The sequence below is a fragment of the Variovorax sp. FW305-3-2-15-B-LB1 genome, from assembly GCF_058787635.1.
Genome location: NZ_JBYSZY010000106.1, coordinates 1 through 6,571, shown reverse-complemented (window position 1 = coordinate 6,571; position 6,571 = coordinate 1). Strand labels below are relative to the sequence as shown.

The 6,571-nt window shown below is 66.7% G+C and carries 5 protein-coding genes; 1 reads left to right on the top strand and 4 read right to left on the bottom strand.

From position 1 onward, the window contains the following. Positions 1–58: 58 nt before the first annotated feature. From AC3WQR_RS31345 to AC3WQR_RS31330, 4 genes are all read right to left on the bottom strand, one after another. A complete protein-coding gene (locus AC3WQR_RS31345; RefSeq protein ID WP_492745930.1) occupies positions 59–388 on the bottom strand; it encodes a hypothetical protein in 330 nt (109 codons plus the stop codon). A 67-nt stretch (positions 389–455) separates the two neighbouring features. After that, positions 456–2,309 carry a phosphoenolpyruvate carboxykinase (GTP) gene (locus tag AC3WQR_RS31340; protein ID WP_139703565.1) on the bottom strand — a complete coding sequence of 618 codons (1,854 nt, stop codon included), beginning with the start codon at positions 2,307–2,309 and terminating at the stop codon, positions 456–458. Between the two features lie 151 nt (positions 2,310–2,460). Beyond that, positions 2,461–2,613: a hypothetical protein gene (locus AC3WQR_RS31335; protein ID WP_169805104.1), complete on the bottom strand. Its 153-nt coding sequence runs from the start codon at positions 2,611–2,613 to the stop codon at positions 2,461–2,463. Between the two features lie 121 nt (positions 2,614–2,734). Then, on the bottom strand, positions 2,735–3,934 hold the full coding sequence (locus tag AC3WQR_RS31330) for a threonine ammonia-lyase (RefSeq protein ID WP_307696570.1): 1,200 nt from the start codon (positions 3,932–3,934) through the stop codon (positions 2,735–2,737). A gap of 116 nt (positions 3,935–4,050) precedes the next feature. On the opposite strand from AC3WQR_RS31330, the gene AC3WQR_RS31325 reads away from it, so the two are divergent. Further along, positions 4,051–6,375 carry an ATP-binding protein gene (locus AC3WQR_RS31325; protein ID WP_369645832.1) on the top strand — a complete coding sequence of 775 codons (2,325 nt, stop codon included), beginning with the start codon at positions 4,051–4,053 and terminating at the stop codon, positions 6,373–6,375. Positions 6,376–6,571 lie beyond the last annotated feature (196 nt).

Genomic DNA, 6,571 nt, shown 5'->3' with positions numbered 1-6,571 from the left:
TAAAAAGCGCTGACTCGAAAGAAGCAGCGCTTTTTTTATTGCGGCAAACAACTGCTAATCAGGCGTTGTGAACTCCCGAAGCATCGGATTGTGCTGCGCCGACCGCAACCAGCTCTGCCAACAAGTCGTCCGTCAGAGCCTCCAGCGACTCACCGGCAAAGAATCGAGCTCGAATCAGCTCGAAATAGGGCGTTCCGGCCAGCCACGCATCCCACTCCGCATGCGACACCGCGTGCAGTTCGAGAAGCTTGAACTTCATCAGCACCTTCATCGCATGGCGTGCGTGCTTCACTGGGTCGCGCTCCAAGCCAGACAGCCGCCGGCGCGCCGTATGCAAGGCTTGGACGACGCCCTCGCAAACAAAAAAAGCCCGACGAGATGAACTCATCGGGCTTTTCTATTGGGCTTTCAAAGCCCGCACTTCGCAGGCCCATGAGCCTGCGAGAAGCGCTTACTCAGGCAGCCAACCGCTGCTCAATCGCAGCCTTCGTCTCCGGCAATTCCTTCGGCAGATGGTGCGCCAGCTGCTGGAACAACTCTGTGTGCAGCTTCAGCTCGGCCTGCCAAGCCGCCTTGTCGATGCTCGTGACCGTCGCGAACTGCTCGGCGCTGAAATCCAGCCCAGTCCAGTTCAGGTCTTCATAGCGCGGGCTTACCCCGGTGATGTGCTCGACGCCTTCCGTCGCCTTGCCTTCCACGCGGTCGATCATCCACTTCAGCACGCGCATGTTCTCGCCGTAGCCTGGCCAGACGAACTTGCCGTCCGCGCCCTTGCGGAACCAGTTGGTCGTGTAGATCTTCGGCAGCTGGGCGCCCGAGGCTTGCAGCTTCTTGCCCAGGTCGAGCCAGTGCTGGAAGTAGTCGCTCATGTTGTAGCCCATGAACGGCAGCATGGCGAACGGGTCGCGGCGCACCACGCCTTGTTGGCCGGCGGCCGCAGCGGTGGTTTCCGAGCCCATCGTGGCGGCCATGTAGACGCCTTCGACCCAGTTGCGGGCTTCGGTGACCAGCGGCACGGTCGTCGAACGGCGGCCGCCGAAGATGAAGGCGTCGATCTTCACGCCCTTCGGATCGTCCCAGGCTTCGTCGAGCGCGGGGTTGTTGGTGGCGGCGACGGTGAAGCGCGCGTTCGGGTGGGCGGCCTTGGCGCCGGTTTCCTTGGCGATCTGCGGCGTCCACTCCTTGCCTTGCCAGTCGATGCAATGCGCGGGCGCGTCGCCCATGCCTTCCCACCAGACGTCGCCGTCGTCGGTCAGCGCCACGTTCGTGAAGATCACGTCACGGTGCAGGCTGGCCATGCAGTTCGGGTTGGTCAGGTCGTTGGTGCCCGGGGCCACGCCGAAGTAGCCGGCTTCCGGGTTGATGGCGCGCAGCGTGCCGTCGGCTTGCGGCTTGATCCAGGCGATGTCGTCACCGATGGTCGTGACCTTCCAGCCGTCGAAGCCCGCCGGCGGGATCAGCATCGCGAAGTTGGTCTTGCCGCAGGCGCTCGGGAAGGCGGCGGCCACGTGGTGCTTCTTGCCTTCAGGGCTGGTCACGCCGAGGATCAGCATGTGCTCGGCCAGCCAGCCTTCGTCGCGGCCCATGTTCGAGGCGATGCGCAGCGCGAAGCACTTCTTGCCCAGCAGCGCGTTGCCGCCGTAGCCCGAGCCGTAGCTCCAGATCTCGCGCGTCTCGGGGTAGTGAACGATGTACTTGGTGGTGTTGCAGGGCCAGGTCACGTCCTTCTGGCCGGCCTCGAGCGGTGCGCCCACGGTGTGGACGCAGGGCACGAACTCGCCATCGGTGCCCAGCACTTCGTACACGGCCTTGCCCATGCGGGTCATGATGCGCATGTTGACGGCCACGTAGGGGCTGTCGGACAGCTCGATGCCGATGTGTGCAATGGGCGAGCCCAGCGGGCCCATGCTGAAGGGCACCACGTACATGGTGCGGCCCTTCATGCAGCCGTCGAACAAGGGCTGCAGCGTCGCGCGCATCTCGGCCGGGGCCATCCAGTTGTTGGTGGGGCCGGCGTTTTCCTTCTGCGCGGAGCAGATGAAGGTGCGGTCTTCGACGCGTGCCACGTCGCTCGGATCGGACATCGCGAGGAACGAGCCCGGGCGCTTGGCGGGGTTCAGCTTCTTGAAGGTACCGGCGTCGACCAGTTGCTGGCAGAGGCGGTCGTATTCTTCCTTGCTGCCGTCGCACCAGTGGATGGCGTCGGGTTTGCACAGCGCGGCCATCTCGGCCACCCAGGCGATCAGCTTGGCGTTCTTGACGTATGAGGGCGCCTGAATGGGAAGGCCCTTCATCGTGGGTGCGTTCATCGGAAATCTCCTAAGTTGAAAAATCGTCTTTCCGAACGGGGCGCCGCGCCTGACCAGGCACGGAGGTCCGTTTGAGAAAACGTTTCGCTTCGGGAGATTGCGTCAACGCGGGCCGCACAGCCCGCGGACAAAAGCGCGAAAGCCTGTCAGTTCAGGCGAGAAAAACGGCGATCGACGCCAGCAGCAGCATCAGCACGCCGCCAGCCAGCGGGAGCACGAGCGGCATCAGGTGAACGACCGATTCGACGGCGTCATGTTCGGCGGCGGCAGCGTGGCCGTGCTCGGCGGGGGTGGGATGGGACATCGGGAAATACCTCGAATACGCAAATGACAACGCATCAAATGCAGTCAACCGCAAATGACAAAACTCCCGCCATTTTACCGGCGAGGCGCCGTCGGCGGGTCTAGGGGGTTGCGAGGAGCCCTCAGTGCTGCTCCACCGCTTCGAAACCGGCGTCTTTCAGGGCGCTCAACACGCTCGCCAGGTGGGCCCGGCCGCGCGTTTGCAGCACCAGCTCGACGTCGACATTCTGCGCCGCCAGCATGGTGAAGGCGCGCTGATGGTGCACCTCGTCGACGTTAGCGCCCGCTTCGGCCACAGTGGCCGTGATCTGGGCCAGCGAGCCCGGCACGTCGCGCGCGCTGACGCGCACCCGGGCGAGCCGTCCGGCGCGCACCATGCCGCGTTCGATGATGGCCGCGAGCAGCAGCGGATCGATGTTGCCGCCCGACAGCACCAGGCCCACGCGCTTGCCGCGAAAGCGTTCCGGGTGGCGGATCAGCGCCGCCAGGCCGGCCGCGCCCGCGCCCTCGACCAGGGTCTTTTCGATCTCGAGCAGCATCAGCACGCCCTGCTCAATGTCGCCTTCGTCCACCAGCAGCAGGTCGTCGACCTTGGCGGCGATGATCTCCTGCGTCAGCACGCCCGGCGTGCCGACCGCGATACCTTCGGCGATCGTGCTCGTGCCCTGCGCGTGGTGCGTGCCCTTGACGGCATTCACCATCGCCGGAAAACGCTGCGTCTGCACGCCGACGATCTCGATGCCGGGCTTGATCTCGCGCGCCGCAACGGCCATGCCGGCGATGAGCCCGCCGCCGCCGACCGCCACCACGAGCGTGTCGAGGTCGGGCACCGCGTCGAGCATCTCGAGCGCGATCGTGCCCTGGCCGGCAATGATGGCTTCGTCGTCGTACGGGTGCACGAAGGTCAGGCCTTCGCGCTCGGCCAGTGCCAGCGCATGGGCGCGCGCCGCGTCGAGCGTGTCGCCGTGCAGCACCACCTCGGCGCCGAAGCCGCGCGTGCGCTCGATCTTCACGCCGGGCGTGAAGCGCGGCATCACGATGAGTGCGCGCAGGCCCAGCCGCTGCGCGTGATAAGCCACACCCTGCGCATGGTTGCCGGCCGACATGGCGATCACGCCGCGCGTGCCGCCTTCAGACAAATCGACCAGCTTGTTGCACGCTCCGCGCTCCTTGAAGGAGGACGTGAACTGCAGGTTCTCGAACTTGAGGAACACCTGCGCGCCCACGATTTCAGAGAGCGTGCGCGACTCCACGCAGGGCGTGTTGAGCACCTGGCCCTGCAGGCGCGCCGCGGCGCGACGGATAGCTTCGATTCCGACCATGGCGCGCATTGTGGCTGGAATCCAGCGGATCAGGGTTTTTACTCTTTCGGCGTCTTCCCGAAGCCAAAAGTCTGCGTTATGGTCGCTCCAAGTATTTCCTCGCAGGAGGTTGCCTGATGGTCAAGCGTGCGGGTGTCGATGTGGTGGCTGCTGCGGTGCGCGGGCAGGCCTTGCCTTCGCCCGGCCTCAAGGAAGCACCGGTGCTCGAGCTCATGTGCTCGCACTTCGTGCTCACGCTCGCCGCCAAGCAGGGGCCGCGCTTCAATGTGCGGCGCGATATCAACGGATTGCTCTCGCTCACCGGGCGCCACCTCGTGTGGCCCGCCGCGGTGCTGCAGCGATTGCGCGAGTTCCTGGGCCGCCGCTGTGCGGGCAACGAAGCGTGGAAGGGCGTCGAAGATTTCGACGGCCGCACGCTGCTCGAACGCCACGGCGTGTGGCGCGGCCCGTATGAAGAAGGCACGCTGTTCTTCTACCTCGACGAGTACGCGAAAGACCAGCCGAAAGACCTGCTCTCGGTGCTGGCCGTCACGCGCGACTGGCTCACGCACGCGCTGCGCAAGCAGTCGACGCTGGTCGAGAAGAACATCGACGCGCTCGCCGGCCTTTTGCAGCTCAACAAGGCCGAGCGCGCGCTGCTCTTGTACGGCACGCTCGCGCGTTACCAGCGCGACCTGCGCTCGCTGCTGGTCGAGTTCAAGGTCAACAACGCGCCCGAGGCCTACGCTGCCATCGCCGACATCGCGGGCGTCAACGCGAGCGAGGTGGGCGAGGCGCTGCGCGCGGGCTCGAGGCTGGAGCGCATCGGCCTCGTCGAGAACCTCATCTCCGAGCACAACATCACCGACCTCGCCGACCTCATGAAGGTCAGCGAGAAGCTGCCGCCCGTGCTGATGCGCGAGTACCGCGACCACAACGAGCTGATGGCCGTGTTCACGCGGCCCTCGGCCAAGAGCGCGCTCACGCCGCACGATTTTTCCTTCGTGCAGGAAGACGCGCAGATGCTCGTCACGCTGCTGCGCGCGGCCGTCGCGCGCAAGGAGCCCGGCGTCAACGTGCTGCTCTATGGCCCGCCCGGCACCGGCAAGACCGAGCTGGCCAAGGTGGTCGCGCAGGCCGCGGGCTTGGAGCTCTTCGAGGTCGAGTACGCCGACCGCGACGGCAATTCGCTCAGCGGTCGCGACCGCTACCGCTCGCTGCAGATCGCGCAGGTGTTCCTCAAGGGCAGCGCACAGGCCGCGCTGCTGTTCGACGAGGTCGAGGACGTGTTCCCGCCCATCAGCACCGAGGCCGCGCAGTTCATGGCTCGCGCCGAGCAGATCCCCGCGCCCGCCAGTGGCAGCGTGAGCGGCAAGGCCTGGGTCAACCAGATCCTCGAGGCCAACCCCGTGCCCACGCTGTGGGTCACCAACCGCATCGAGCAGATCGACCCGGCCTTCCGTCGCCGCTTCGCCTACCACCTGGAGCTCAAGTCGCCGCCGCCCGGCGCGCGCGAGCAGCTCGTCAAGAAGACGCTCGAAGGCGTGGTCGTGTCCGAGGCCTTCACCGCCAAGCTGGCCGAGCGCAAGGGCCTCACGCCCGCGCAGATCCGCACCGCCGTGCGCTTCGCCGGCCTGGCGAAGACCGACGAGGCTTCGGTCGAGGCCCTCATCGAGCGCCAGCTGCGCAACGCCGACCTCGCGCTGGGCACGCTCGACAAGAGCCCGGCCGAGCGCCGCAGCGTCACCACCTACGACCTGGACATGCTCCACGTCGAAACCCGCTTCGAGATCCCGCGCATCGTCGAGGCGCTGAAGGCGCGCGGCCACGGCACGCTGTGCTTCTACGGCGCGCCCGGCACCGGCAAGACCGCGCTGGCCGAGCACATCGCCAAGGCCGTGGGCCGTCCGCTCATCGTCAAGCAGGCGAGCGACCTCATGAGCAAGTACGTCGGCGAGACCGAGCAGAACATGGCCGCCATGTTCAAGGAGGCCGAGTCCGAGAAGGCCGTGCTGCTGCTCGACGAGGCCGACTCGTTCCTGCAGGACCGGCGCGGCGCGCAGCGCACCTACGAGGTCACCGAGGTCAACGAGATGCTGCAGGGCATGGAGCGCTTTCGCGGCGTGTTCGTGTGCACCACCAACCTGCTCGACCGGCTCGACCAGGCGGCGTTGCGGCGCTTCACCTTCAAGATCAAGTTCATGCCGCTCACCGCGGCGCAGCGCGAACGCATGTTCGTCACCGAGGCGCTCGCGGGCGACGCGGCCCTGCTCTCCGGCGAGGTGCGCGCGCGCCTGGCGCTGCTGTCGCAGCTGTGCCCGGGCGACTTCGCGGCCGTGAAGCGGCAGACCGACATCCTCGCGGCCGAGTTCTCGGCGGCGGAGTTTCTCGAACAGCTCGAAGCCGAGCATCGCATCAAGCCCGAGGTGCGCGAATCGCGCGGCATGGGCTTCATCCAGTAGCGGGCGAGCGTCCCGCCCCCGCCCCGAAAAAAACCGATCAGCACTGTCCGCCACCGCGGACGCCAGGAGGACCCGATGGCCTTTCGCAATGCACACGCGTCGCGGCGCTCGCGGGCCCTGGCCGCCACCACCGGCGCGATGGCGCTCGCCCTGGCAGGCCTGTTGGCGGGGTGCGGTGGAGGCGGCGGAGGAGGAG